Source organism: Yersinia similis, from assembly GCF_001053095.1.
In the GTDB taxonomy this organism is placed as follows: domain Bacteria; phylum Pseudomonadota; class Gammaproteobacteria; order Enterobacterales; family Enterobacteriaceae; genus Yersinia; species Yersinia similis.
This window is the reverse complement of record NZ_CGBP01000005.1, coordinates 94,078-119,435: the sequence shown is the minus strand read 5'-3', so window position 1 is coordinate 119,435 and position 25,358 is coordinate 94,078. Positions and strand designations below refer to the sequence as shown.

The following is a 25,358-nucleotide window of genomic DNA, read 5'->3' as shown; positions in this document are numbered from 1 at the left end:
TGGTGATACTTGTTTATTTCAGTGCAGCCAGCGCGGCATCGTAGTTTGGTTCGGTAGTGATTTCGTTAACCAGTTCGCTATAAATGACGTTGTCTTGGCCATCCAGTACGACAACAGCGCGCGCGGTCAAACCTGCCAGAGGGCCTTCAGTAATTGCCACACCGTAAGCTTGTTTAAAATCAGCGCCGCGCAGAGTTGACAGCGTGATGACGTTACTCAGACCTTCAGCCCCGCAAAAACGTGATTGAGCAAAGGGCAGGTCAGAGGAGATACAAAGCACGACTGTGTTCTCAAGTTCGCCAGCCAGTTGATTGAACTTACGTACAGAGGTGGCGCAAACGCCGGTATCAATACTTGGGAAGATATTCAGGACTTTGCGTTTGCCAGCAAAGCTGCTCAGGGCAACGTCAGATAAATCTTTTGCTACCAAAGTGAAGTCTTTCGCTTTATCACCGGTTTGTGGCAGTTTACCTGCGACAGAAACTGGATTGCCTTGGAAATGTACGGTCTGTGTCATTATTAGGTCCCTTTTACAGATGTGTAACACGAATTTCAGTTTAAGATAACAACAGCGGCTTGGATATAGAAAATTCGCTAAAAAGCCCGTTTAAAAACTTAACGGATAGACGTATGAGGGTCTCATACCTAAAAGCTAAAGTTGCATTCTGCCAAGGAGCGATAATGAGAACAGTGCGTTTTTACCCAGAGGCCTGGCCTCTTCACTCCACGTTTGTCATTTCCCGTGGCAGCCGCACTGAAGCTAAAGTTATCGTTGTTGAAATTGAGGAGAACGGTATTCATGCATTCGGTGAATGTACTCCATACCCGCATTATGGAGAAAGTGAATCTTCGGTGATGGCACAGCTCGCTTTGGTGGCTGATGCTATTGAGCATGGCATCTCGCGGGAAGCCTTACAGCCACTGTTATCGGCTGGAGCGGCGAGGAATGCCGTCGATTCTGCGTTATGGCAACTGGAGTGTTTGCAACATCGGCAAAGTTTATGGCAGCGAAGCCAGATAACGGCAGTTGAAACAGTTGCCATGGCTCAGACTGTCAGTATTGGCACCCCGGAAGCCATGGCATGCAGAGCCAAAGCATTGGTGCAGCTTGGGGCCCACTTGTTGAAAGTCAAACTTGATGAGCACCTGATCGCCGAACGCTTGGTTGCGATACGCAGTGTGGTGCCAGAGGTAACATTAATCGTTGATGCTAATGAGGCTTGGCAGCCTGAAGGGCTGGCAGCGCGTTGCCAATTACTTGCTGACTTGGGGGTGGTGATGTTAGAACAGCCATTACCCGCAGGAGAAGACAGTAGTTTACAGAACTTCATCCATCCATTACCCATCTGTGCGGATGAAAGCTGTCACACGCGGGCTGATTTAGCGGGTTTGGTGGGTCGCTATGATATGGTAAACATCAAACTGGATAAAAGTGGTGGGCTGACCGAGGCACTGTTGCTGGCTGAACAGGCTAAATCGATGGGGTTTGCCATTATGCTCGGCTGTATGCTGTGTACCTCTCGTGCCATCCGCGCGGCACTGCCCTTAGCTCCGGGGGCTCGTTTTATTGATTTAGATGGCCCGACCTGGTTGGTAAATGACGTAGAGGAGGGACTGCATTTTTCTACTGGTACCATAGACCTACTGGCACGATAGACTAGCGCGATAGATTTGTCGGCTTAATCCGCCAACGTCAGTAAATCAATGAAAGCCGCCAGATAACATTCGCTGGCGGCATCAGATGAAATTGGCGGTAATTCCGCAGTAATACACGGCAAATCACGGTCTGCACACCAACTGCCGAAAGAACCAAGCGTGGCATAACCTACACTGGTGACCAACGGGAGTTCAAATTGCTCTGCCAGCCGGGTACCTAATGCTGAACATTGGGGATCTTCAATGCAGGCTAACGGCTCATGAAACGAAACCACCCAACTTGGTGATAACTGGGCGATTAATGCGCATAGAGCTTGAGTTTCTGGCTCAGAACCTGCCTGTTCACCTGTTGATAACACCACGTCACGAGCATTTGCCGCACTATTCCAACGATAGACAGTATCGCCCGATTGCCAGTTTTGGGCTGGAAAATTACGATTAAGGTCGACACCATTGGCATTCGCCCGTAGCCCTAACTGGCAGCCATCAGGATTCACCGCCAATACCACATGGTGGCGTTGTTGTTGCGCTGAGAGGCTGCGTAAAGCACAGGATAACGCAACAACCGCGGCAGTTTCATCACCATGAGTCCCTGCGATAATCAAGCCAGTATTCACCGAAGGTGTGGAAGCAGGGAAGTAAAGTAGCGGGCTGCCCAGCAGAGATTGACCGTATTGTTGGCCTGAAACGATAACATTACCGCGTGCAGAGCGGGGGCGAAGAACATTCATGGTGTTTATAGTGCCACTATTCAGATTCAGTAAGTAAGAAATTATCACTTAGTTTATCATCATTCAAATTGTTAACATGAATGGGGAACGGCACGATAATTTTATTGGTTCGAAGAACCGACAGATTAGCTCGAAGAACTGACAGATAAAATTCGATAACCAATAGGCTGAAGCAGGAAGATTGTACGAATTTATCGTCGTCACGACGGCATCTAATCTACTGGTTTATGTCTTTCTCATTGGGCTGCTTTGATGTTAAATATATGTAACTTGATTTGCCATAAATAAATAGATTTGAAAATAATGATGCGTTAAATTTATGAGAATGATGGACCTAAGGACTGGCCTGAGTATTGCCTACGTGGTGTGTTGGCCAGCATGCTGGGTATTGAGAATCTACTTTCGCTGATATGGAACAACAACGATAAGGTTATCGATTATGCACTATTTTCGTTATGCATTATGTGCCGTAGTAGTCGGTTCAGTACTGGGAGCGGCAAATGCGGCTGAGGTACCTCCTGGAACGGTATTGGCTGAAAAACAAGAAATTGTTCGGCATATTAAAGATGAGCCAGCATCGCTGGATCCAATGAAAGCCGTTGGGTTGATAGAGGCTCAGGTGGTACGGGATCTGTTTGAAGGTCTGGTTAATCAAGATGCCCATGGGCAGCCTATTCCCGGTGTCGCATTGAGCTGGAAAACAGCAGATAACCAAACCTATATCTTCACCTTACGTAAAGATGCGAAATGGTCTAATGGCGAGCCTGTCACTGCGCAAGATTTTGTCTACAGCTGGCGTCGCTTGGTCGATCCTAAAAGTTTGTCTCCGTTTGCCTGGTTTGCAGAACTGGCTGGGATGGAGAATGCACAACAGATTATTTCCGGTAAAATTCCACCGGAAGCGTTGGGTGTGAGCGCTATTGATAATTACACCCTGAAAGTTAAACTCAGCAAACCCGTTCCTTATTTTCCAAGCCTGACCGCAAATTTCAGTTTATTCCCCGTGCCACAATCTGTTATTGAAAAATATGGTAACAATTGGACTAAGGTCGGTAATTTGGTCGGTAATGGTGCATTTAAATTACAAGATCGAGTCGTTAATGAAAAGTTAGTGTTTGTTCCCAATGAGTATTACTGGGATCATGGCCGTACTGTTCTGACCAAAGTAACCTTTGTTCCTATTAGCCAAGAAGCGAATGCCACCAAACGCTATCTGGCAGGGGATGTTGATATTACGGAATCATTCCCGAAGAATTTGTATCAAAAACTGTTAAAGGATATTTCTGATCAAGTTTATACCCCGGATCAGTTAGGGACTTATTATTATGCTTTTAATACTCAACGCGCGCCGACCAATGATGTTAGGGTACGTAAAGCATTATCCTATGCGATAGATCGCAAAATTATTGCTGAGAAGGTATTAGGTACCGGAGAAAAACCCGCTTATCACTTTACCCCAGATGTCACTGCAGGCTATGAACCGGCGGCGAGTTTATTGCAGCAACAGAGCCAAGATGAGTTAAATGCTCAAGCCAAAGCTTTGCTGCATGCTGCGGGCTATGGCCCAGATAAACCGTTAACATTAACCTTGCTGTATAACACCTCCGATAATAATCAAAAGTTGGCTATTGCTATCGCATCGATGTGGAAAAAGACACTGGGTATTGATGTGAAAATGGTCAATCAAGAATGGAAAACCTATATTGATAGCCGTAATACCGGTAATTTTGATGTCGTACGAGCATCATGGATAGGTGATTATAATGAACCGTCAACTTTCTTGTCGTTATTAACATCGAGGCATAGCGGGAATATTGCCAAATTCAATAATGCTGATTACGATCGTTTACTGGCCGATGCGGGTAAGCAGACGAACGCTAAAGCACTGAATGCTGATTATAATAAAGCAGAGCAAATTATTGCGGAACAGGTCCCTATCGCACCAATATATCAATTTACTAATGGCCGCTTAATTAAACCCTGGGTGAAAGGTTATCCGATAACCAATCCAGAAGATGTTGCTTACAGTCAGAATTTATATATTATTAAGCACTGATAGCTATAGATTTATTATTTTTAAATAATTAACAGAGGCGGATTTCAATCCGCCTTTGCATTTTTTCTTATCCTTTCTTCATGATTATTTTCGCGCCTTGGCTTGCCCTTGTTTCGTCAACATCAGCGAATATTTTATAACGCCACCCAGGGTTATCCTTGGCTCACTACCTTTAAAGATCGGGTTGCTAGCGCTACACTGAGCTAATTGCATGATGAATGTTAAACAAGAGGATGCTGTTGTGGATGTAGTCGAAGGGAAAGCGCTTCAAGTCTCTGATGCAGTCTATGCTTATCAGCTTGATGGCAAAGGTGGGATGACAGCCATCAGTGTCGATGTGGTAGCCAGTGCTACGCAGCCTTGTTGGTTACATTTGGATTATACCTATCCAGAGAGTGCGGAATGGCTACAAAATACGCCTTTATTACCTGAGGTTGTGCGCGACGGACTCGCAGGCGAGAGTATGCGCCCTAAAATTACCCGTTTGGGCGATGGCACGATGATAACGCTACGGGGTATCAACTTTAATAATGATGCCCGCCCAGACCAGTTGGTCACTATACGGGTTTATATGACGGATAAATTAATTGTCTCAACCCGTCATCGCAAAGTGTATTCCATCGATAACGTATTAAACGATTTACAAAGTGGCACAGGACCAACAGGTAGTGGTCATTGGTTGGTTGATATTGTTGATGGACTGACGGATCACACCAGCGAATTTATTGAAGACTTGCACGATAAAATCATTGATTTGGAAGATGATTTGATGGAGCAAAAAGTTCCACCGCGTGGACAAATGGCATTGTTACGTAAACAACTGATTGTATTACGAAGATATATGGCCCCACAGCGAGATGCCTTTTCCCGGCTGGCGAGCGAGCGTTTACCTTGGATGAATGACGATGACCGCCGGCGGATGCAGGAAATCTCGGAGCGTTTAGGCCGTGGTTTAGAAGATCTGGATGGCAGTATTGCCCGGACAGCAGTTTTATCTGATGAGATAAGTTCATTAATGGCTGATGCCATGAACCGACGTACCTATACCATGTCACTCTTGGCCATGGTGTTTTTACCGACAACATTTCTGACTGGGTTATTTGGCGTCAACCTGGGAGGCATACCCGGCAATACCGATGCCTTCGGTTTCGCCATATTTTGTATGATGTTGGTGGTTCTGGTATTGAGTGTTGCCTGGTGGTTAAAACGCAGTAAATGGCTTTAGTTGACTGAACGTAACCTAAGAAAATAGGGCGTGCATGGTGGAATTAATCACCGAAAAATTGAGCCACATCAAGAATTTGTTATTGTAGCTCAGGCATGATTATTTTGCAGGTGAATGCAACGTCAAGCGATGGGCGTTGCGCTCCATATTTGTAATACTTTTATTTTGAATTACTGCATAGCATTTAATTGTTACGGTGCCGATGTTGAAATAACATCGGCATTTTTTTATGCATAAAAAGAGTCGTGCAGGGAAGAGCAAATAATGCGCCTCATTCCATGTCATAAACGGAACGAGGCTGGACTGATTAGCCGCCTATTTAATTTCCAGCACCTCAAGGCGTACTGGTTGCCGTTTTTCTGTGTCTTCGTCATCTTCTGGCTGCCAACCGACCGGGTTCAGTGGCAACTCTTCCCGATCAAAGGCTAAATCGCCGCCATCAATAATGTCGCTGTCATGAGTAATACTTTTGAAATCAAATAACTTATGATCATTTAAATGTGATGGCACCACATTTTGCATCGCACTGAACATGGTCTCGATACGGCCTGGATACTGTTTATCCCAGTCACGTAGCATATCTTTTATGACTTGACGTTGCAGGTTTGGCTGTGAGCCGCATAAGTTACATGGGATAATCGGGTACTCTCTGGCAACGGCAAAACGCTCAATATCTTTTTCACGGCAGTAGGCCAGAGGGCGGATGACAATATGTTTGCCATCATCACTCATTAATTTAGGTGGCATACCTTTCAGTTTGCCGCCATAGAACATATTCAAAAAGAGTGTTTGTAGAATATCATCGCGGTGATGACCAAGCGCTATTTTTGTCGCTCCCAGTTCAGTGGCTGTGCGGTATAAAATACCACGGCGCAGCCGGGAACACAGAGAGCAGGTTGTTTTACCTTCAGGAATAATCTTTTTTACGATCCCGTAGGTATTCTCTTCTACAATTTTGTATTCCACCCCCTGTTTATCTAAATAGGCCGGCAGGATATCTTCCGGAAAACCGGGTTGTTTCTGATCCAGATTAACTGCGATCAACGAGAAATTGATGGGGGCACTTTTTTGCAGACTTTGCAAAATATCTAGCATGGTGTAGCTGTCTTTACCGCCAGACAGGCAAACCATCACACGGTCACCTTCTTCGATCATATTGAAATCGGCGATAGCCTGGCCGACATTGCGCCGCAACCGTTTTTGCAGTTTGTTAAAACTGTACTGTTCTTTTTGATTAACCGATTGTTTTTCTAGCATTTATTCGTAACTCATATTCAGTTAGGGGCATAATGGGGGCGGTTGTGACCTATGTTCCTTATAATAGCACTCAAGCAATGCCCGATAGAAGGCCACTGTTGTGACAACATCTGTGCAGCCTGCTTTCTCTAAAAACCACTTTTGTACGCGCCGACACAGCGTTTAAGCTAAAAACAAGAATATAAAAAAATCAAGATAATAGAAAAATCAAGATAATAGAAAAAGCCAGTCAGCGGTTTAGCTAACTGGCTCAGTGAATTGAACGGGGTAAACGATAGTACGGTTTATTCCGAAGGCATTTTTTCTGTTTTGCCTGCGAGTAAACTCAAGAAGTCATAGCGTTTTTTTAGATCTTTTTCAGCCTCGGCATATAACTGGGCAGCAACGGCGGGTTCTTGCGTGTTTAACCGGCGGAAACGTTGCTCATTGAGCAGTGTGGTGGTCAAATCACTGCCCGGTGGGCGTGAATCCAGTGCTAACGCGGTTTTGCCTTCATCGGCGCGGCGCGGGTCAAAGCGATACAATGGCCAGAAACCGGTGGCCGTCAATTGCTTCATTTGGTCATGGCTGTATGCCAAATCGTAACCGTGTTCCTCACAAGGGCTGTAAGCAATAATCAGTGACGGGCCGGGATAAGCTTCCGCTTCCTGAATGGCTTTCACTGTCTGATTTAGCTGTGCCCCAATAGAGATCTGTGCCACATAGACGTGGCCATACATCATCATACTGACACCCAAATCTTTGCGCGCTTTGCGTTTACCGTGCTCACCAAATTTGGTGACCGCCCCAAGGGGAGTGGCCTTGGATTGCTGGCCACCGGTATTGGAATAGCACTGGGTGTCCAGTACCAGAACATTGACGTTTTCTGTCAGGCTCAGGACATGGTCCAAACCGCCAAAACCGATGTCATATGCCCAGCCATCACCGCCGATAAGCCAGATAGATTTATCCACCAGATAGTCGGCGTCTGTCGCCAACTGTTGCGCATCATTGCCTGGTATCTCACGTAACAACTGGCGCAATTGTGAGACTTGCCGACGTCGCTCTTCCGGGGGGGGCTCCTGATTGATGAGTTGATTTACCAACTCATTCGGTAGTTGAGGTGCTAACTGTTGGATCAGTCGAGTAACACGCTTGTGATGCTGATCGACGGTTAGGCGAAAGCCTAAACCAAACTCAGCATTATCTTCGAACAATGAGTTTGCCCATGCAGGCCCACGACCATCGGCATTGGTGGTGTACGGCGTGGTAGGCAGGTTACCGCCATAGATCGAAGAGCAACCGGTGGCATTGGCAATGAGCAGACGATCGCCATACAACTGGGTCAGCAATTTGATATACGGTGTTTCACCACAACCAGAACAGGCCCCGGAATATTCAAACAGCGGTGAAATCAATTGTGAAGTCCGGATATCAATACGTTCCATTTGCGTTTTATCGATTTCAGGCAGTTTGAGGAAGAAGTCATAATGTGCTTTTTCTGCCGCCCGGTGTTCCAGACGCGGCCACATGTTAATCGCTTTGATTTCTGGATGTTGGCGATCCTTGGCAGGGCAGACTTCATAACACAAGTTGCAGCCAGTACAATCTTCGGGTGCCACTTGCAAGACATATTTCTGCCCGCGCATATCACGGGCTTTGACATCCAGTGACTGTAAGCTGTCTGGTGCACCGGCCATGGCCTCGGGTTGTACCACTTTGGCACGGATAGCCGAGTGTGGGCAGGCCGCGACACAGTGATTGCATTGTGTACAAAGGTCTGGCTGCCAGATGGGAATGTTTTCTGCAATATTGCGTTTTTCCCACTGAGTAGTACCGACAGGCCAGGTGCCATCGGGCGGGAAGGCCGATACTGGCAGCGTATCACCCAAGCCTGCCAGCATGGTGGCCGTAACGGTTTTAACGAAATTGGGCGCTTGGTCTGAAACAATCGGTGGGCGTACAGGGCTGTTTTCATTAATAGGTTGTAGTGGGATTTCAATCAAGGCTTCGAGAGTTGCATCCAGTGCCTGCCAGTTGCGGGTGACAATTTCTGCCCCTTTATTGCTGTAACTACGTTCAATCGCAGCCCGTAATTGCTCTTGTGCCATGGCCGTTGGCAGAATCTGTGTCAGATGGAAGAAGGCCATCTGCATGACGGTATTGATACGGGCACCGAGTTTGCACTCACGGGCAATTTTCGCAGCATTGATTACAAACAAGCGGGCATGGCGCTGATGCAATACTGCCTGAACGTCTTGTGGCAGACGTTGCCACATCTCATCCACACTGAAGGGAGTGTTGAGTAAGAAGACCCCACCGGGTTTAAGGCGTTCAGCCATTTGATAGATATCGATAAACTGTAGCTGGTGGCAGCCGACAAAATCGGCGTGGCTAACCAAATACGCTGAGTTAATCGGCGTCTGGCTTACGCGTAGATGAGAGACAGTCAGGCCGCCAGCCTTCTTCGAATCGTAAACAAAATAACCTTGAGCGTAGAGTGCGGTGCTGTTGCCGATAATCTTGATGTTATTCTTGGTGGCAGAGACTGAACCATCACTTCCCAGACCATAAAATAGGGCTTCCAGTGTAGCGCGCGATTCAATTTTTTCGTCGCTTAGGGGCAACGACAGGCCGGTCACATCATCAAAAATTCCAACCGTAAACCGGGGGCGAGGTAAGTCTAATGACAGTTCTCTGAAAATGGCCAATACGCAATGGGGACCAAATTCTTTGGAGGATAAGCCATAGCGTCCCCCAATGACTTTTGGCAATCTATCACGATCACCACGGCTATAAGCTTCAGCTAATGCCGTCATTACATCCAAATACAGGGGTTCAGCCAATGCGCCAGGCTCTTTGGTGCGATCCAAAACCGCAATTTTGCTGACCGACACGGGCAAGAGCGCAAGCAGATGCTGCGCGGAGAAGGGGCGAAATAAGCGTACTTTCAGCACGCCTACTTTCTCCCCTCGGGTGAGCAAGGTGTCAATAACCTCTTCGCAGGTACCGATAGCGGAGCCCATTAAAATAATGATACGGTCAGCTTGTGGATGGCCGTAATATTCAAACGGTTTATATTCACGCCCTGTGGCTTCAGCAAATGCCTGCATGGCATCCGCAACATGCTGATAGGTGCTGTTATACCAAGGGTTAGTGGCTTCCCGTGACTGGAAATAGGTATCTGGATTGGCCGAGGTGCCGCGTACCACCGGGTGATCTGGCGAAAGAGCCCGGCTCCGGTGCGCATTAATCCCTGCTTGAGGCAATAACTGGCGCAACGTCTCATCACTGAGTGGATCTATTTTATTGATTTCATGTGAGGTGCGAAAACCATCAAAGAAATGGATAAACGGGATCCGGCTATTCAGGGTGGAAATCTGCGAAATCAGGGCAAAATCCTGAGCCTCCTGTACGCTACTGGCGCATAACATGGCACAACCTGTCTGGCGTACCGCCATCACATCGGAATGATCACCAAAGATGGATAATGCGTGGGTCGCAATTGTCCGGGCGGCAACATGAAGCACAAAGGGTGTCAGTTCGCCGGCCAGTTTGTACAGTGTTGGGATCATTAATAGCAATCCCTGCGAGGAGGTAAAAGAGGTTGATAATGCGCCGGTTTGCAATGCCCCATGAACCGTGGCGATAGCCCCCCCTTCGGACTGCATTTCAACCACCCTCGGTACATCGCCCCAGATGTTCACTTTGCCATCACCAGACCAGGCATCGGCTTGCTCTGCCATCGTAGAGCTGGGGGTAATGGGGTAGATAGCAATAACTTCGCTGGCACGGTAGGCCACAGAGGCCACTGCGCTGTTGCCGTCAGTCGTAATCATTAATTTGTACCTTCACATTGCTTTTCACGCAGAGAAAACGTCGTAATGGGTGTCTCTGATTGCTAACACATTCTTTGAACTAATTTATTATTTGAGCTAATGGTAAAATTTTAGCAGAGGATATTCTTTGCCAGTTATCGCGTTTGTGTGGCTGAATTCACCAAATACGGTTCAACAAAATGCAAGGTGAGCCTATTTGTGGGAAGGGCAGTGATATAGATCTTTTCAGATAATCTTTATTACAATTTGTAAACTATTGGTGGCTTCACAGCGATATCGTATTTTCGTTTAACATAATGATTATGGCCCCGCCAATAAAAGAGGGTTGTAAGGTGATTTGTTTACAAGGTAATTAGTTTACCAACTAGCTGATTTGTAAAGCGGCTTGTGAAGCAGACGTCAATTTAATGAAGATTTAACTTTGTGGGGGCATAATGTCGCCCTTATGTTGAAATGAGAGAATGATAATGAGCAGTTTTGTCTATTTATTTATGGCGATTATTGCCGAAGTGGTTGCGACGACGATGCTGAAAGCGTCCGATGGTTTTTCTCGATTAGTCCCGTCAGTGGTTGTGGTGATTGGCTATGGTATTGCCTTCTGGGGGCTTTCGCAGGTAGTTAAAACCATGCCGCTGGGTATTGCTTATGCAATTTGGTCAGGTTTAGGGATTGTACTGGTCTCAATCGCTGCCACCTTTATGTATCAACAAAAGTTGGATTGGGCGGCGATTGTGGGTATGGCACTGATTGTTTCGGGTGTCATGGTGATTAACCTCTTGTCCAAGACGCCAATGCATTAATCTGTGCGAAACGGCATGTTTTTTATTAAATAAGCTATAAGTCTCTATTTTCCGCGTTATCGTTGATTGAACGATAACGCGGAGCTGCTAACGCGCTACTTAATATCTAACTGCTGTATTCCCTCAATAGCTAATAATTTTTCATAAACCTGGTTTACCGTCTTTCTCGGTGACAACGTCACTTCCATAAATCAGTGATCATGGTGGTTCCCGTTTTATTTTTGTACAGATTATAGATATCTGATCCTCTAACCGATGACTACACCTTTCTTCCTTGACGCTACCGCGAAGTTAGCCGAAATGGTATATCCGAATGACTGACTTACCCGAATATTGGATGAGTTGTGTATTATACTGGGGTTATTTTTATCATGTAGTGCTTCATCTATTCCCAATAGCGTGATGTACTAAATAGCGTTATGTACTACATACTAACCAGGTTTATAAATTGTAGATTGATGAGTCCATCCTGCCGGAGCAAAAGAATGAGAATATTTCAGGGATTAGTGTGCTGTATGGCGCTATTTTTAGCCGCATGTAGCAGTAATGGTTCAAATAGCAATACGTTAAATAATAGCGAAACCTACGAACCCGAGCAGCAGGCTACCAGCGCCATTGCTTATCGTAATGTTAATATGTCCAATGACGTCAATATGTCCAATTCGGCGGCAGCTAATTGTATTAATGCGGGGGGGATATTGGCTAACGCAAGGCAACTTCATGGTGGTAGCGTAGGCATGTGCCAGTTACCGGATGGTAAGCGTTGCGACGAGGGCGCTTTGTTGCGCGGTGCGTGCCCGGTGCGTTAACTGGCAGCAGCCATGAGAAAACTGCCACCTAAGATGTTATGCGCCAATGAGCATCAGTTAACCCAATCTTTCTGTTGGTAAACTAAGGTGTGCGTACTATTACTCATCGTCAATTGCCCTTTATTTAAGGTCACTTTCACGCCACTGTGTAATATATCGCCGATCAGTGAGTCCCATTGATTGAGTTGTTCATCAGCGCATAGCATACGGGTACTCGCCAGCCCCTTAGCCGTCAATATGCCGTTTTTTAATTCACCTTGGCCCATAAATCGATTACACATCGCACCTGCAATATGCATATTTTCACCAAACTCAATATTTGGTCCTGGTGTTTTAACCGGCGGCTTACCATCAATGCTGACCAATACAAAATTATGGTGTAGCAAGTCACTTTCGGTCACATTGCTACTGTTTTTCACAGGACTCATCGTATTATTCCCAGACTGATTCATACCGCCGCATCCTGCCAGAAGTACACCGATAATAGCCACTGGAACGATCTTTCTCATATTATCTCCTGCTCATAACAACGGATAGGGAGAATGTACACTCGATATCCGCTATTAGGTATTAACACATTAGAGGGTGATGATATTTGGGCAGAATTCGCCTTTATCCAACTGAGCAATATTCTGCAATGTGGTGACAGAGATACTGGTCAGTGCTTCCTCGGTCAGGAACGCCTGATGCCCGGTAAATAACACGTTATGGCAAGAGGACAAACGGCGGAAAACATCATCCTGAATGACGTCATTGGATTTATCTTCAAAGAATAAATCACGTTCATTTTCATAAACGTCCATACCGAGGGAGCCTATTTTCTGTTGTTTTAACGCATCGATCGCCGCCGTTGAATCAATTAAACCGCCACGGCTGGTATTAATGATCATCACGCCATCTTTCATTTGATCAAATGACTGTTTATTGAGCAAATGATGGTTTTCCGGTGTCATAGGGCAATGCAGTGAGATAACATCAGACTTGGCGTACAAGGTCTTCAGATCAACATATTCTGCACCCAACTCTAGGGCTTGCTCACTTGGATAAGGGTCAAACGCCAGTAGGCGCATACCAAAACCTTTCAAGATACGCATTGTGGCAACACCAATTTTACCTGTGCCAATAATCCCCGCGGTGCGGTTATGCATATTGAAACCAATCAAGCCTTCCAGCGAGAAATTGGCATCACGGGTTCGCTGATAGGCACGGTGAATGCGTCGGTTAAGGCTCAACATCATGCCAACGGTATGTTCCGCGACGGCTTCAGGTGAATATGCGGGCACTCGGACCACTTGTATACCCAACTCTTTGGCCGCTTCCAGATCCACGTTATTAAAGCCAGCACAACGCAATGCCAGAATTTTAACGCCGATAGTCGCCAGTTCAGTTAATACTTCGCGGCAACCATCATCATTGACGAAGAGACATACCGCCTGACAGCCCTCAGCCATTTTGGCTGTTTTGGGAGTAAGCAGAAAATCGAAAAATTCCAATTCAAAGCCAAAATCTTTGTTGACCAGCTCAAGGTATTTACGGTCATACTGTTTGGTACTGTAAACGGCTAATTTCATCGTATTTCTCCGCCAAAATATTGTGATAAATTTAACATATTTCAATAAGTCATACAATTTATGGCAATGATAAGTTCATTGTATTTCATGTAACTTACTAATACTAAAGAGATAAGGTGTTTATCACCATTTTCAATGGCAACTGTCACCTATTTATTATGGTATCTTGCCGCAATGTAGGGGCCGGTTATTTTTAGGTGGCGGTGATTAAAGCACCGAGTGTCAAGTCGGTGATAAAACAAGGCAAGTCATGGCTAAATGCGCAAAAAGAGTAGGCTGGTTGTTGTTAATAAGCGCACTGTCGCTGCTCGTGTTATGGAAAACCCTGCCGACATGGTTACCGAGAGTTGCCGGGTATTGGTTACCTGCGGGTAGCCAACTGCAATTAACCGCTTCTCCTGTGTGGCGTAATGGCGCGTTGCGTGTTGAGCAACTGCGTTATTTGGCTCAGGATTGTACGCTCGTTAATATCAGCCAACTGAGTATAGGCTATCACCAAGGCCGCTGGCAGTTGGGGGCGGGTGATGTGGTGCTGGATACTGCCTGTTTGAATCAGTTACCGTCTGGCGGTGATAGTTCTCCACCCGATTTGGCGCAGTGGCAGCAGCAACTGTCCCGTTTTGACCTCACTATCAATCATCTGCTGGTCACTCCTTGGCAGCAATATGCAGGCAAGCTGACACTGGCATCACCTGACAACAACCAAACTCTTCAGGCGTTACGCTATCAGGGGCAGCAGCTCAGCTTTGCTGCGACATTGGATGAGCAACAGCAACTTAGCTTGCATCAATTCTCTCTTGCCGTCCCCGGAATGCCTCAACCGTTTCAGCTTAGCGGTAAAATTAAAACTCCGTTGTCATTGGATGAGTGGCCAGAGCAAGGTGCATTAGATGGGCTATTGACCACCAGTTATTTGTCGAAGCCTTTGTTACTGAACTTGAGTTGGCAGCAACAGCAGGGCGTATTGACCTTAACTGAGCGTGGCGATGACCAACCTTTAGCGCGTTTACCGTGGCAAGCCTCGGCGAATCTCATTCAGATCGTTAACGGTCAGTGGCAATGGCCATATGGTCAACAGCCCTTGAAGGGGGGCGTGAGCCTGACACTACACGATTGGGATCAAGGATTGGAACAGACCTCGATTGATGCACGGATTAACGTGATTACCTCGGGGAAAAACGGCAAAGGGAACGCTGTATTGACGCTGGGGCCGGGCAATTTGGGTTTAATTAACAGTGATTTAAAATTCCAACTAAGTGGGCAAGTGAATCTGGAAACCATGGTGTTTAACGCCACGATCCCCGGTTTACTCAGTGGTTCAGTATTGAATCCGACGTGGATATTGTCCCCCGGAGCCTTGCTGCGCACTTATGGTAATTTGACCCCGGAATTGCGGATAAAAGATGCCCGTTGGCCGTTGGCGGGGATCCGGGTGACCGCGGCGGGTGTTACCGGGCGTTTACAGGCAATCGTTGATGCTCAGGATAGCTACTGGGGGAGTGTCAATCTGCATCTGGATGGTCAGGCGCAAGAGTTTTGGCCAGATAAGGGCAGTTGGCAATGGCGTTATTGGGGGAGCGGAAACTTGCCGCCATTAGCGGCACGCTGGGATGTCGGTGGGACCGGGCATTGGCGGGATACGCTGATTACGGTGGATAAACTGTCGACGGGGTTTGATCGCTTACAATATGGCCTGGTCAAGGTGGAAGCTCCACGTTTAATATTGACGAAACCGCTGACCTGGCAACGAGATAACCACCACCCCGCGTTTATTGCAGGTTTGAAGCTGAGCGCTAAAAAAGTGGAGTTCAGTGATGGTGGCGGTTATCTACCCCCGTCAGTGTTATCACTGCAATTCAATGGCCGCGATCTCGACAGTTTCCTCTGGCAAGGTCAATTGCAAGCTCAGTCTATCGGGCCAATTCCGTTACGTGGCCGCTGGGATGGTGAGCGCTTGCGTGGTGAGGGTTGGTGGCCTAAGCAGTCATTAATGGTCTTCCAGCCACTGATTTCAAAAGATCTGGGGATCAAACTGCGTGATGGCACGTTTTATGCGCAAGCCGCATTCTCTGCGGCGCGTGAACAAGGGTTTACTGCCGGTGGGCATTGGGTGGTAAATAATGGCGGCATGTGGCTGCAGGACGGTGAATTAAGCGGGCTAGATTTTGTAATGTCGTATCGTTTACAAAACCATCATTGGCAGTTAGGGGCTAAAGAGCCGGTAATGCTACGTATCGCTTCGTTGAATAACCTCTTTGATATGCAGAATATTACTGCTGACTTACAGGGGACTTATCCTTATTCAGAAACAGCACCACTAACATTAAGCAATGTCGGCATGGATATTTTGAACGGCCACCTGAGCTTGTCTGCGCTGCGTTTGCCACAACATGATGCCGCCGTCCTCAAATTAAGTGAGATTGATCTGAGCGCGTTGTTCACCGTATTACAACCGAAGCAATTTGCGATGTCGGGCAAAGTGAACGGCGAATTACCGCTTTATCTTAATAACCCACACTGGCTGGTGCGTAATGGTTGGATTGCCAATGACGGCATGCTGACATTACGTCTCGATAAAGATCTGACCGATTCTATCAGTGAGAGCAATACTGCCGCGGGTGCGGCGATTGACTGGTTGCGTTACATGGAGATTTCTCAATCGTATGCCAAAGTGGATCTGGATAATCTGGGTCAGTTGACGCTAACGTCCAAAGTTCATGGTGTGAATTCGCAGAAAAATGGCACACGGGCGGTAGAGCTAAATTATCAGCACCAGGAGAACCTATTCCAACTTTGGCGCAGCCTACGATTTGGTGACAATTTACAAGAGTGGTTGCAACAGACTATTTCATTACCACCAACTAGTTCATTACCACCAGCTAATTCATTACAGCAAAGTATTTCATCACAACCAACAGCACCAATACCGACGAGGGCGAAGGAATGAAGATTTTGGCAGGGGAGCGTGTGGCGATGGCTCTGGGTATTTTACTGCTCAGCGGTTGTGTCCGTCTTGAGGTCGCGACACCAGAGAAACCTATCACGATTAATATGAACGTCAAGATTGAGCATGAAATCCAGATAAGGGTCGATAAAGATGTGGAAGCATTGCTTAAAAATCAATCCAATCTCTTCTAAGGAACCATCATGAAAAAGCATACTTTAGGCTGGATTGATGGGCGGCAAAGTTTGATCCGGCTCGCGTTGGGGGGGGGGGTGTTGGCCAGCAGTTTACTGTACAGCCCGCACTCGTTCGCTTTGACCTTGGAACAGGCAAAACAACAAGGCCGGGTGGGCGAGACCTTGAGTGGTTATTTAGCGCCAGTAAAAAAAGATGCAGAAACATTGGCGCTGGTGGAGCAAATCAATCTTGCCAGAGCGGAGAAGTATCAGGAAGTGGCGCAAAAAAACCATATCTCAACCGAGAATGTCGCCAAATTGGCGGGGCAGAAATTAGTAAACCGCGCGGCGGAGGGCGAATATGTGCGCGGTATTAATGGTCAGTGGATGAAACGCTAAATAACGCCTCCTGCCGGTTAATTTCAGGGATAACACGTTGATCAATGGGGGGCTTTGTGCAGACCTGTTATTTATCACAACTGCCGATCATTCATCATCGCCGAGCGCCAGCCTCCCTAGACGCGTCGTCCCCAATGCCCTCATCAGGGATTAACGGTTAGTGCTAACCCAGGCAGAGACCCGATCTATGGACTGGCGTAATAACTGTTCAAACTGATTATCATTGGCCAGCGGCCCGAAAAGGGCGTTATCACGGGCAAATAAGCCCACTGGATCAGAAGATTGAAACATGGCATGGACGGCTTCTGGGTCCAGAATGCCATCCTGGTATTCATACGGTAGGGTGCCTTGGTGCCAACCTTCCATAAATACGAAGAATAATGCAGGCAACATGGCGGTAGCGGTAGGTACACCGCCGCGTTGGTAGCACTCGATCAGCGTGGGGGTGATAAAACCGGGGATCTTGGAAAACCCATCGGCGGCGACGCGCTGGTTAGTATCGCGGATATACGGATTACTGAAGCGGTCTAGTACCACATCACGGTAATGGGCTAAATCAAGTGGGCTGGGCGTCAGGGAGGGAATGACATCTTGCGTGACATAGTCATCAGCCATCTGGCGGATAGCGTCGGTTTGGGTGCTTTCATGAATATAACGTTGCCCAATCAAGGTGCCCGCCCAGGCAATACAACTGTGACTGGCGTTCAGAATACGGATTTTGGCTTCTTCATAAGGCAAAACCGAGGTGACCATTTCTACACCAACATTCTCTAGTGCTGGGCGGCCAGCAATAAAATCATCCTCAATAACCCATTGAATAAATGATTCTGCCATCACCGGGGCGTTATCCACGATACCGGTTTTTTCCAACACTCGCTGCGCGATATCGGCTGATGGTCGAGGGGTGATACGATCAACCATGGTATTTGGGCTACGGGTCTGGCTTGTTGCCCAGTTCAATAGACTTTGTTGACCCCGTAGAACAAGAAACTCTAATAATCCATGACGGAATCGTTCACCGTTGTGACGCAAGTTATCGCAGTTCAGTAAAGTGACCGGGCCACTCTTATCCTGTTGCCGTTGTTGCAAGATGCGGCTAATTGCCCCGTAAATTGTGCGGCAACCTCCTTTAAGGTCAGCCTGAATGTCACTATTGTCCTGTTGCAGATTAAAGTGACTATCCAGATAGTAGCCTCCCTCCGTTACGGTGAAAGCGATCACGCGAGTTTCGGGTTTGCTCCCTTGTGCTACCAGATTATCTAACTCTTTATCCCAGGCAATGATATTGCGCAGTGATGTTATTTTTTCATACTGGCGTTCACCGGTTGGCGTGACCGTTTCCAATACATATTCACCATATTGCGCCCGTAATGTGTCCAGTAGTGGGGTCGCGTCATCACGAATATTGGCCAAGGCAATAGACCAACGGTCATCGCCTACGGCTAACAAACGGTGTAAATACCAAGCCTGATGGGCTCGGTGGAAGGAGCCAGCGCCAATATGCAGCCACACAGCAGGGGTTGATTTCAGGTCAGTATTCATAATGAACTCCACAATCACAGAAGGTGCTACGGTTATCGTTTGGGCATAAGCTCTTAATTTGAGCATTTGCCCTGCGCGTAGATTAATGTAACTTCTGCCCTTAAATTGAGCTTTAGTTCACATAAACGCGTGCAGGGATAAAAATCTGCGAAATAGCGACGTAATATGACTAATATTGTTCCTTCAAAAAATAATGCGCAGATAACCCATGCATAAGAGTGATAAGAAACTGGATCAGGCTGCCAGAGCCGCCTGGATGTATTATGTTGCTGGGCAAACTCAGCATGAAATTGCCGATGCGTTGGGGGTCTCTCGGCAGGTCGCACAGCGATTGGTGGCTTGCGCCATTGATAATGGATTGGTCAGTGTCAATATCACTCACCCTGTGGCTCGCTGTATGGCGCTGGCCGAACAATTACAACAACGTTATGGTTTACATCGTTGTCAGGTTGTCCCTAGCCAAGGAATGGATAGCGCGGGGGTTCAACGTGCGATTGCCGTGGCGGGGGCAGAGGTGATGGCGCAGTTTCTACGACAAGAGCAACCCTTGGTCATTGGCGTCGGTTCAGGGCGCAGTTTAAAGGCTGCCATCGATGAGTTGCCTGATGTCGAACGGCCACAACATAGCTGTGTATCATTGATAGGGGCCATTGCAGCTGACGGCTCTTGCACCCGTTACGACGTCCCGTTGTGGATGGCTGAGAAAACCAAAGGCCGCTATTTTATCCTGCCAGCCCCTTTATTTGCCGACAGCGCCGCCGATCGTGACCTGTGGTGTAACCATCGCATTTATCGCACTGTCACCGAAAAAGCAGCGCAAGCCGATGTCACTTTTATCGGTATCGGTTCGATTGGCTATCAATGCCCGTTACATAAAGATGGTTTTATTTCGGCACAAGATGTGGATGCCTTGATCGCATCGCATGTGGTTGCGGAGATGCTGGGTAATTTTATTGATGCGGATGGGCAACCCGTTCCGTACGCGTTAGACCAATGCTTAACCAGTGTGAAATTACGTATTCAGCCGGAAAAACCCGTGATCGCTATTGCTGGCGGGAAAGAAAAACATCGGGCGATTAAGGCGGCGTTGAATGGTCAATGGCTGAATGGTTTAGTGACCGATGAAGAGAGTGCCATAGTACTGCTGGTGGAAGAAAAGCAATAAAAAAGCGCGCTGGTTGGCGCGCAATAATCAAATGATTCTCGGGTGAAATGAGGGTAATACGAGGCCATCTTTTTAGTCGCTCATTATGGCAATACCCTTAATGAGCGAGTGTCACTCTGCTTAAGCAGCCACTACCTCAGCCAATAATGCTTTGGCGTCAGCCTGTGCTTTGGTCGCGACTTCTGGGCCGTAAGCAATACCTTCGGCAAACACGAACTCAACATCGGTGATACCAATAAAGCCCAGGAACAGACGCAGATAAGGGACGACCAGATCGGTTGGGGTATCTTTATGGATGCCACCACGGCTGGTTAGAATAATCGCGCGTTTACCTGTTACCAGGCCTTCAGGGCCTTTCTCGGTATAACGGAAGGTAACGCCTGCACGGGCAATCATGTCGAAATAGTTTTTCAACTGCGTAGGGATGTTGAAATTGTACATAGGTGCCGCTATCACGATGACGTCATTCGCCTGCAATTCAGCAATCAGTTCATCAGAAAGAACCAAAGCCTCTTGTTGACGCGGTGTCAATGCTGCGTCTGAAGGGCGCAGAGCACCGACGAGTTCGCCGTCTAATACGGGGATAGGCTGAGCGGCCAAGTCACGGACAGTGATTTGATCACCTGCATGGGCGGCTTGCCATTGCTCAACAAAGAAGTCAGCTAACTGGTTAGATTGTGAAGAGGTTGCCAAGATGCTTGATTTCAGGACCAGTACTTTACTCATCGTAATTCCTTAACAGAGAACAGAAATTCAGGCGACACGCCCTTTCAATGAGATACACTTTATGCAGATTTTGCTACCAGTGATAGCGCAATATTTTGCGCTCTTTGTTCGATTTTATTGAACGAAGACGTTATGGCGAGAATACAGGCTGGGTTACGGCGGGAATAAAGGCTGTGTTACCCTATATAAAAGAAACCATGAATCAACAAAAGTGGATTGGCGGATAAAAATGATATCTCAATGAATAAAAAAATGTCCGCTAATTGAAACAATATCTGTTAATTGAAGTGACAGTATGAAAATTGTGGGCCTCCGCATTTAGCGGTGATCTACGTAATAAGGAATACAGAACGTGAAATCTTCGCTCACAGCATTATCCACTCTACTTGGTGAATTGATGCTCCGTGACCAACAGCGCATTCAGCGTCGGCTACACGGCGCACGAAAAATCAATAATCCTGAAGCCATACAGGCGATTACTCACGAAATTGAAGCCGAAGTCGCGACTGCAATGCAGCGAGTAACCCGCCGTCGGGCGGTCTGTCCGGCGATCAGCTATCCGGATAATCTGCCCGTCAGCCAAAAGAAACAGGATATTTATAACGCTATCCGTGACCATCAGGTGGTTATTGTCGCCGGTGAGACTGGCTCGGGTAAAACCACACAGTTGCCGAAAATCTGTCTTGAACTGGGGCGGGGGGTGAAAGGGGTTATCGGCCACACTCAGCCACGCCGTTTGGCCGCACGGACGGTAGCTAACCGCATTGCAGATGAGTTGGACACCTCGCTTGGCGGCTGTGTCGGTTACAAAGTTCGTTTTAACGATCAGGTCGGTGAAAATACACTGGTCAAATTAATGACGGATGGCATTCTGCTGGCTGAGATTCAGCAAGATCGCCTGCTGATGCAATACGACACTTTGATCATCGATGAGGCCCATGAACGTAGCCTTAACATTGATTTTATCTTGGGCTATTTACGTGAGTTATTACCTAAACGTCCTGATCTGAAAGTGATCATCACGTCCGCGACTATTGACCCGCAACGCTTCTCACAACATTTCAATAACGCACCAATTATTGAGGTCTCTGGCCGTACCTACCCGGTGGAGGTGCGTTATCGCCCGATTGTGGATGATGCCGATGATGTCGATCGGGACCAATTGCAGGCAATTTTTGATGCAGTTGATGAGTTGGGCCGTGAAAGCGCCGGGGATATTTTGATTTTTATGAGCGGTGAGCGGGAAATCCGCGATACAGCTGATGCGCTGATAAAGCAAAATTTGCCACATACCGAAGTATTACCGTTATATGCCCGCTTATCGAACAGTGAGCAGAATAGGGTGTTTCAGTCACATCATGGGCGGCGAATTGTGCTGGCAACCAACGTGGCAGAAACATCACTCACGGTGCCGGGTATCAAATATGTTATCGATCCCGGCACGGCACGTATTAGCCGTTACAGTTTCCGTACCAAGGTCCAGCGGCTACCTATTGAGCCTGTTTCTCAGGCATCGGCTAATCAGCGCAAAGGGCGTTGTGGCCGTGTTTCTGACGGTATTTGTATTCGCCTTTATTCCGAGCAAGATTTTCTCTCTCGCCCTGAATTTACGGATCCAGAAATCCTACGGACCAATCTGGCTTCGGTGATCTTGCAAATGACCTCTCTGGGGCTGGGGGATATCGCTGCATTTCCCTTTGTTGAAGCACCGGATAAACGCAATATTCAAGACGGTGTACGGTTGCTGGAGGAACTAGGGGCCATTCAGACCGCCAGTAACGGGCATCAGCAATTGACGCCATTGGGCCGCCAGTTAGCCCAACTTCCTGTCGATCCACGTTTGGCCAGAATGGTATTGCAAGCACAAAAAAGTGGCTGCGTGCGCGAATTGATGATTATCACCTCGGCGTTATCTATTCAAGATCCGCGTGAGCGTCCGGTAGATAAACAGCAGGCCTCGGATGAAAAACACCGCCGTTTTGCAGATAAAGATTCCGATTTTCTCGCCTTTGTTAATCTGTGGGATTATCTCAAAGAACAACAAAAAGCGTTGTCATCAGCACAATTTCGTAAGTTATGCCGTAGCGATTACCTGAATTACCTGCGGGTACGTGAATGGCAGGATATTTACACTCAGTTGCGTCAGGTCGTTAAAGAATTAGGGATACCCGTCAACAGTGTTGCCGCAGATTACCGCAGTGTACATACCGCGATACTGACAGGTTTGCTTTCTCATGTTGGGCAGAAAGATGTTGAAAAGCAAGAGTTTACCGGTGCTCGCAACGCCCGCTTTGCTATTTTCCCCGGCTCCGGCTTATTCAAAAAGCCCCCAAAATGGGTCATGGTGGCTGAATTGGTCGAGACCAGTCGTCTATGGGGGCGCATTGCTGCACGTATTGAACCTGAATGGATTGAGCCTTTAGCCCAGCACCTGGTGAAACACCATTATAGCGATCCACATTGGGAGAAAGCCCAGGGCGCAGTAATGGCCAGCGAGAAAGTGACCTTATTCGGCTTACCGATTGTTACTGAACGTAAGATCAATTACGGTCCGATCGATCCACTGCTATGCCGCGAGTTGTTTATCCGCCACGGGTTGGTTGAAGGTGACTGGCAGACGCGGCACACATTCTTCCGAACGAATCTTAAGCTATTGGCGGAAGTGGAAGAATTGGAACACAAATCCCGTCGGCGGGATATTCTGGTCGATGACGAGACACTCTTTAACTTTTATGATCAAAGAATTGGTCGTGATGTTATCTCTGCCCGCCATTTTGATAGCTGGTGGAAGCAAGCGAGCCAGACGAAACCAGAGTTGCTGAACTTTGAAAAAACCATGCTTATCAAAGAGGGGGCGAACAAAGTAAATCCGCTTGATTACCCAAATTTTTGGTATCAGGGGGAGCTAAAACTCCGGTTGTCTTATCAGTTTGAACCCGGTACTGATGCCGATGGCGTCACAGTACACATTCCATTACCTATTTTGAACCAGATCCAGGAGCAGGGGTTTGATTGGCAGATCCCTGGGATTCGCCGTGAACTGGTGGTAGCACTCATTAAATCATTGCCCAAACCGGTACGGCGTAATTTTGTTCCAGCTCCCAATTATGCCGACGCTTTTTTGGCACGGGTAACACCGTTAGAGACGGGCTTATTGGAGGCTTTGGAGCGCGAATTACGTCGCATGACTGGCGTGACAGTGTCACGTGATAGCTGGCAGTGGGATCAAGTGCCGGACCACCTCAAAATGACGTTTCGTGTGCTGGACGATAAAAACTGTATTCTGCGAGAAGGCAAAGATCTCGCAGCCCTAAAGTTGCAGTTACAAGAGAAAGTACAGGAAACACTTTCTGCCGTCGCGGATGATGGTATTGAACAAAATAACTTACATATCTGGAGCTTTGGCGATCTCCCCATCTGCTACGAGCAACGGCGCGGTGGCTATGAAGTGAAAGCTTATCCAGCGTTGGTGGATGAGAAAGACAGTGTTGCCATCCGTTTGTTCGATACGGAATCGCAACAACAACAGGCTATGTGGCAGGGTACCCGGCGTTTATTGCTACTCAATATTCCTTCGCCGATTAAGTACTTACATGAGAAATTGCCGAATAAATCCAAGCTTGGTCTCTATTTCAATACTTATGGCAAAGTGATGGACCTGATTGATGATTGCATTGCCTGTGGTGTCGATAAGCTGGTGGCACAGCATGGTGGCCCGGTCTGGCTGGAGGCTGGTTTTGCTCGTTTACAAGAAAAAGTCCGTGCGGAACTGAATGACACGGTGGTGGATATTGCCAGGCAGGTTGAGCAGATCCTCACCATGGTGTTCAGTATTAATAAGCGGTTGAAAGGCCGGATCGATATTTCGCTGGCACTGGCGCTTTCTGATATTAAAGCTCAGCTTGCTGGCCTTATCTATCGTGGGTTTGTCACAAATAATGGCTGGAAGCGTTTGCCTGATACTTTGCGCTATTTAAAGGCTATTGAGCGCCGTTTAGAAAAACTGGCGGTTGATCCGCATCGCGATAGGGCGCAAATGCTGCGAATTGAGCACATTCAGCAAGTATGGCAACAGTGGTTAAATAAATTGCCGCCTAAACGTCAGCAAGATGAAGAGGTTAAAGAAGTCCGTTGGATGATTGAAGAACTGCGCGTCAGTTTATTTGCTCAACAGCTGGGCACCCCTTATCCGGTGTCTGACAAACGTATTTTACAAACTATCGAACAGCTTTCTGTCTGATTGATTATCCTCATTCGACGCCTGATCCACCCTGCGTTCAGGCGTCGAATTTTTTTATTTCTTAGTGAGTTCTCCCCTTAATATTATTTCTCTTTATCGTTTCGCCAAAAAAACAGTATGCAATCGATGAAACAAGATGGTTTTTATGCGAGACCTCCCGTGAATGGATAATTAACCCTGAACTGTAACCGCCATGTTATTGCATCAACTCAATGACTGGCGGTATACCTGCGCTGAGGAATC

General features: G+C 47.3%; 18 protein-coding genes and 1 pseudogene. 10 read left to right on the top strand and 9 right to left on the bottom strand.

Features of this window, described 5'->3' with window-relative positions; translation table 11 throughout:
• Window positions 1–13 precede the first annotated feature (13 nt).
• The gene (gene tpx / locus AC971_RS05885; RefSeq protein ID WP_025383990.1) at window positions 14–517 is read right to left on the bottom strand and encodes a thiol peroxidase; all 504 of its coding nucleotides are present in this window, start codon (window positions 515–517) and stop codon (window positions 14–16) included.
• A gap of 164 nt (window positions 518–681) precedes the next feature.
• Here tpx and ycjG point away from each other — a divergent pair, with 164 nt between their 5' ends.
• Entirely contained in the window at window positions 682–1,656 is a 975-nt protein-coding gene (ycjG, locus tag AC971_RS05880) for an L-Ala-D/L-Glu epimerase (RefSeq protein ID WP_025383989.1), read from the top strand.
• 23 nt (window positions 1,657–1,679) lie between these two features.
• Here ycjG and mpaA read toward each other — a convergent pair whose 3' ends face one another.
• Window positions 1,680–2,387 (bottom strand): murein tripeptide amidase MpaA, encoded by a 708-nt coding sequence (gene mpaA / locus AC971_RS05875; protein ID WP_025383988.1) that lies wholly within the window; start codon window positions 2,385–2,387, stop codon window positions 1,680–1,682.
• 439 nt (window positions 2,388–2,826) lie between these two features.
• Between mpaA and AC971_RS05870 the strand changes: the two genes are divergently transcribed.
• Both AC971_RS05870 and zntB read left to right on the top strand, forming a co-directional pair.
• Complete coding sequence (locus AC971_RS05870) at window positions 2,827–4,443, top strand: peptide ABC transporter substrate-binding protein (protein ID WP_025383987.1); 1,617 nt, start codon at window positions 2,827–2,829, stop codon at window positions 4,441–4,443.
• A gap of 241 nt (window positions 4,444–4,684) precedes the next feature.
• Window positions 4,685–5,668 carry a zinc transporter ZntB gene (gene zntB / locus AC971_RS05865; protein ID WP_038402714.1) on the top strand — a complete coding sequence of 328 codons (984 nt, stop codon included), beginning with the start codon at window positions 4,685–4,687 and terminating at the stop codon, window positions 5,666–5,668.
• Between the two features lie 315 nt (window positions 5,669–5,983).
• On the opposite strand, the gene ttcA is transcribed toward zntB, so the two are convergent.
• Both ttcA and nifJ read right to left on the bottom strand, forming a co-directional pair.
• Entirely contained in the window at window positions 5,984–6,925 is a 942-nt protein-coding gene (ttcA, locus tag AC971_RS05860; RefSeq protein ID WP_025383985.1) for a tRNA 2-thiocytidine(32) synthetase TtcA, read from the bottom strand.
• Between the two features lie 284 nt (window positions 6,926–7,209).
• The gene (gene nifJ / locus AC971_RS05855) at window positions 7,210–10,743 is read right to left on the bottom strand and encodes a pyruvate:ferredoxin (flavodoxin) oxidoreductase (protein ID WP_025383984.1); all 3,534 of its coding nucleotides are present in this window, start codon (window positions 10,741–10,743) and stop codon (window positions 7,210–7,212) included.
• Between the two features lie 467 nt (window positions 10,744–11,210).
• Here nifJ and AC971_RS05850 point away from each other — a divergent pair, with 467 nt between their 5' ends.
• Window positions 11,211–11,543 (top strand): DMT family transporter, encoded by a 333-nt coding sequence (locus tag AC971_RS05850; protein ID WP_025383983.1) that lies wholly within the window; start codon window positions 11,211–11,213, stop codon window positions 11,541–11,543.
• A gap of 95 nt (window positions 11,544–11,638) precedes the next feature.
• Here AC971_RS05850 and AC971_RS24190 read toward each other — a convergent pair.
• Window positions 11,639–11,731, bottom strand: a pseudogene (locus tag AC971_RS24190) (MgtC/SapB family protein); the annotation flags it as partial.
• A 297-nt stretch (window positions 11,732–12,028) separates the two neighbouring features.
• On the opposite strand from AC971_RS24190, the gene AC971_RS05845 reads away from it, so the two are divergent.
• Window positions 12,029–12,352: a putative hemolysin gene (locus AC971_RS05845; protein ID WP_072081270.1), complete on the top strand. Its 324-nt coding sequence runs from the start codon at window positions 12,029–12,031 to the stop codon at window positions 12,350–12,352.
• A 53-nt stretch (window positions 12,353–12,405) separates the two neighbouring features.
• Here AC971_RS05845 and hslJ read toward each other — a convergent pair whose 3' ends face one another.
• Together hslJ and AC971_RS05835 are read right to left on the bottom strand one after the other, a co-directional pair.
• Window positions 12,406–12,861 (bottom strand): heat shock protein HslJ, encoded by a 456-nt coding sequence (hslJ, locus tag AC971_RS05840; protein ID WP_025383981.1) that lies wholly within the window; start codon window positions 12,859–12,861, stop codon window positions 12,406–12,408.
• A 69-nt stretch (window positions 12,862–12,930) separates the two neighbouring features.
• A complete protein-coding gene (locus tag AC971_RS05835) occupies window positions 12,931–13,923 on the bottom strand; it encodes a 2-hydroxyacid dehydrogenase (protein ID WP_025383980.1) in 993 nt (330 codons plus the stop codon).
• Window positions 13,924–14,173: 250 nt separating this feature from the next.
• Here AC971_RS05835 and AC971_RS05830 point away from each other — a divergent pair, with 250 nt between their 5' ends.
• From AC971_RS05830 to AC971_RS05820, 3 genes are read left to right on the top strand one after another with little or no spacing between them, the layout of a single operon-like run.
• Window positions 14,174–16,870, top strand: coding sequence for a YdbH family protein (locus AC971_RS05830; RefSeq protein WP_025383979.1), 2,697 nt, complete (start codon window positions 14,174–14,176; stop codon window positions 16,868–16,870).
• Window positions 16,867–17,061 carry a YnbE family lipoprotein gene (locus AC971_RS05825; RefSeq protein WP_025383978.1) on the top strand — a complete coding sequence of 65 codons (195 nt, stop codon included), beginning with the start codon at window positions 16,867–16,869 and terminating at the stop codon, window positions 17,059–17,061. Before AC971_RS05830 ends, AC971_RS05825 begins: the two co-directional genes overlap by 4 nt.
• Before the next feature lie 9 nt (window positions 17,062–17,070).
• Window positions 17,071–17,442, top strand: a complete 372-nt coding sequence (locus AC971_RS05820; RefSeq protein ID WP_025383977.1) for a YdbL family probable chaperone protein — start codon at window positions 17,071–17,073, stop codon at window positions 17,440–17,442.
• 150 nt (window positions 17,443–17,592) lie between these two features.
• On the opposite strand, the gene dalD is transcribed toward AC971_RS05820, so the two are convergent.
• Window positions 17,593–18,984 (bottom strand): D-arabinitol 4-dehydrogenase, encoded by a 1,392-nt coding sequence (dalD, locus tag AC971_RS05815; protein WP_025383976.1) that lies wholly within the window; start codon window positions 18,982–18,984, stop codon window positions 17,593–17,595.
• A gap of 208 nt (window positions 18,985–19,192) precedes the next feature.
• Between dalD and AC971_RS05810 the strand changes: the two genes are divergently transcribed.
• A complete protein-coding gene (locus tag AC971_RS05810) occupies window positions 19,193–20,149 on the top strand; it encodes a sugar-binding transcriptional regulator (RefSeq protein ID WP_025383975.1) in 957 nt (318 codons plus the stop codon).
• 120 nt (window positions 20,150–20,269) lie between these two features.
• Here the strand turns inward: AC971_RS05810 and azoR are convergent, their stop codons facing one another.
• Complete coding sequence (gene azoR, locus AC971_RS05805) at window positions 20,270–20,875, bottom strand: FMN-dependent NADH-azoreductase (protein ID WP_025383974.1); 606 nt, start codon at window positions 20,873–20,875, stop codon at window positions 20,270–20,272.
• A 352-nt stretch (window positions 20,876–21,227) separates the two neighbouring features.
• On the opposite strand from azoR, the gene hrpA reads away from it, so the two are divergent.
• On the top strand, window positions 21,228–25,115 hold the full coding sequence (gene hrpA / locus AC971_RS05800) for an ATP-dependent RNA helicase HrpA (RefSeq protein ID WP_025383973.1): 3,888 nt from the start codon (window positions 21,228–21,230) through the stop codon (window positions 25,113–25,115).
• Window positions 25,116–25,358 lie beyond the last annotated feature (243 nt).

Excerpts from the sequence above, each read along its gene's own strand:
- AC971_RS05825 (WP_025383978.1), top strand. The coding sequence starts at position 16,867 with ATGAAGATTTTGGCAGGGGAGCGTGTGGCGATGGCTCTGGGTATTTTA.
- ttcA (WP_025383985.1), bottom strand. The coding sequence starts at position 6,925 with ATGCTAGAAAAACAATCGGTTAATCAAAAAGAACAGTACAGTTTTAAC.
- AC971_RS05810 (WP_025383975.1), top strand. The coding sequence starts at position 19,193 with ATGCATAAGAGTGATAAGAAACTGGATCAGGCTGCCAGAGCCGCCTGG.
- ycjG (WP_025383989.1), top strand. The coding sequence starts at position 682 with ATGAGAACAGTGCGTTTTTACCCAGAGGCCTGGCCTCTTCACTCCACG.
- azoR (WP_025383974.1), bottom strand. The coding sequence starts at position 20,875 with ATGAGTAAAGTACTGGTCCTGAAATCAAGCATCTTGGCAACCTCTTCA.
- AC971_RS05845 (WP_072081270.1), top strand. The coding sequence starts at position 12,029 with ATGAGAATATTTCAGGGATTAGTGTGCTGTATGGCGCTATTTTTAGCC.
- AC971_RS05820 (WP_025383977.1), top strand. The coding sequence starts at position 17,071 with ATGAAAAAGCATACTTTAGGCTGGATTGATGGGCGGCAAAGTTTGATC.
- dalD (WP_025383976.1), bottom strand. The coding sequence starts at position 18,984 with ATGAATACTGACCTGAAATCAACCCCTGCTGTGTGGCTGCATATTGGC.
- mpaA (WP_025383988.1), bottom strand. The coding sequence starts at position 2,387 with ATGAATGTTCTTCGCCCCCGCTCTGCACGCGGTAATGTTATCGTTTCA.
- tpx (WP_025383990.1), bottom strand. The coding sequence starts at position 517 with ATGACACAGACCGTACATTTCCAAGGCAATCCAGTTTCTGTCGCAGGT.
- AC971_RS05835 (WP_025383980.1), bottom strand. The coding sequence starts at position 13,923 with ATGAAATTAGCCGTTTACAGTACCAAACAGTATGACCGTAAATACCTT.
- AC971_RS05830 (WP_025383979.1), top strand. The coding sequence starts at position 14,174 with ATGGCTAAATGCGCAAAAAGAGTAGGCTGGTTGTTGTTAATAAGCGCA.
- nifJ (WP_025383984.1), bottom strand. The coding sequence starts at position 10,743 with ATGATTACGACTGACGGCAACAGCGCAGTGGCCTCTGTGGCCTACCGT.
- hslJ (WP_025383981.1), bottom strand. The coding sequence starts at position 12,861 with ATGAGAAAGATCGTTCCAGTGGCTATTATCGGTGTACTTCTGGCAGGA.
- AC971_RS05870 (WP_025383987.1), top strand. The coding sequence starts at position 2,827 with ATGCACTATTTTCGTTATGCATTATGTGCCGTAGTAGTCGGTTCAGTA.
- AC971_RS05850 (WP_025383983.1), top strand. The coding sequence starts at position 11,211 with ATGAGCAGTTTTGTCTATTTATTTATGGCGATTATTGCCGAAGTGGTT.